The organism is Moorena sp. SIO4E2, from assembly GCF_010671945.1.
Lineage (GTDB): Bacteria > Cyanobacteriota > Cyanobacteriia > Cyanobacteriales > Coleofasciculaceae > Moorena > Moorena producens.
On sequence record NZ_JAAHIE010001286.1, the window covers coordinates 1 to 1,279 of the forward strand.

A 1,279-nucleotide genomic window follows, 5' to 3' on the forward strand; every position below is an offset into this window, starting at 1 on the left:
AAATTGCGCTGAATTTAATTGCTATTGGTGTTTTTGGCATGACCCTTTCGGTTTTGCTAGGACCACTGTTGAATATTTCTCCGGCAATCCCTGCGGTAACTACTTTTGGTGTCTTGAGTCTTGTTACTTTAGATGGCTTCAGCTTCCAAGGGAAAGGGTTAACGCTGCTGTTAGATGTATTGGCGAGTACTAATCCTGAACATCGCGGACGCATAATTCGCCATGAAGCGGGTCATTTTCTGGTGGCTTACTTACTTGGTATTCCAATCACTGGTTACACCTTAAGTGCTTGGGAAGCTTTGAAGGAGGGACAACTGGGTAATGGTGGTGTGAGCTTTGATACTGAAGCACTATCGGCTAAGGCTTATAATCTTCGAGAAATGCGATTAACCTTAGATCGATTTTGCACGGTTTGGATGGCAGGGATTGCTGCGGAAACTATAGTCTATGAGAATGTTGAGGGCGGAGCAGAAGACTGCGAAAAACTCCGAGATGCTTTGGAAGGGTTAGGTTTTTCTGGTAGTGAGTACTCAGTGAAAGCACGATGGGCTGAGCGTCAGGCGACTAGTATGATTACTGAACACTGGGAATCTTATGAAGCACTGGTGGCTGCTATGGAAAAACGGGCATCTGTGGCAGAGTGCTGTGAGGTGATTCAGTAACTATAGCGCTTTGGTTAGGGAGTCGGGAGTCGGGAGTCGGGAATCGGGAGTCGGGAATCGGGAAAGAGAAGGAGGTGTGGTAGGTGATCGGAGGTGTGAAGAGAGGGAATTATTATTATAGTTATTAAGGTTTTTGAAAGATACTTAGCACAACTGGTCCGAGGAGATGGTGATGCCCTAAGCATGACAAACCTGCTACCTGGCCAAATTCTTCCCGTTGCTGTCGGCTATAGAAACGAATCTGGTTAGGGGAAATTGGTAAAGACTTTTTTCGCTTTCTAACAGAATAGTCTACTAGGTAATAATGTCCTTTGGGTTCCAGGATCCGACTAACTTCTGAGAAAACTTGTTGAGGATTTAGGTAGTGTAAAAAGCTGATGGTATTAAATACTACTTCAAATTCTTTGTCAGCAAAGGGTAGAAATTCAGCATTGCCTTTTCTTTGACATCTCCCCCGGCTGAAGCACGGGGGATTCTACAAGGTTGCGAAGCAGCAGGGTGAACCCGTGCTGCTTCGCTTCTTGTTCGGTATGATTTTTTTAGAGAGTTAAAAAGATCGTACCGATGTGGGAGTGTCAAGCTCCCGCTACCCACCTTGGCCAGATCAAGACCTAACT

The 1,279-nt window shown here is 45.4% G+C and carries 2 protein-coding genes and 2 pseudogenes; 1 reads left to right on the plus strand and 3 read right to left on the minus strand.

What is annotated here, in order from left to right; all coding sequences use genetic code 11:
• Nucleotides 1-2: 2 nt before the first annotated feature.
• Nucleotides 3-662 (plus strand): ATP-dependent Zn protease, encoded by a 660-nt coding sequence (locus tag F6K37_RS43015; protein ID WP_287257296.1) that lies wholly within the window; start codon nt 3-5, stop codon nt 660-662.
• Nucleotides 663-676: 14 nt separating this feature from the next.
• Here F6K37_RS43015 and F6K37_RS43020 read toward each other — a convergent pair whose 3' ends face one another.
• The 3 genes and pseudogenes from F6K37_RS43020 to F6K37_RS43030 form a co-directional block, all read right to left on the minus strand.
• Nucleotides 677-847 carry a hypothetical protein gene (locus F6K37_RS43020; RefSeq protein WP_154659680.1) on the minus strand — a complete coding sequence of 57 codons (171 nt, stop codon included), beginning with the start codon at nt 845-847 and terminating at the stop codon, nt 677-679.
• Nucleotides 787-1,044, minus strand: a pseudogene (locus tag F6K37_RS43025) (SAM-dependent methyltransferase); the annotation flags it as partial. The pseudogene F6K37_RS43025 and the gene F6K37_RS43020, both read right to left, overlap by 61 nt.
• 8 nt (nt 1,045-1,052) lie before the next feature.
• A pseudogene (locus F6K37_RS43030) lies at nt 1,053-1,279 on the minus strand (RNA-guided endonuclease TnpB family protein); the annotation flags it as partial.

Bases quoted from the DNA above. Each gene is read 5' to 3' on its own strand.
- F6K37_RS43020 (WP_154659680.1), bottom strand. From the start codon at position 847: ATGCTTAGGGCATCACCATCTCCTCGGACCAGTTGTGCTAAGTATCTT.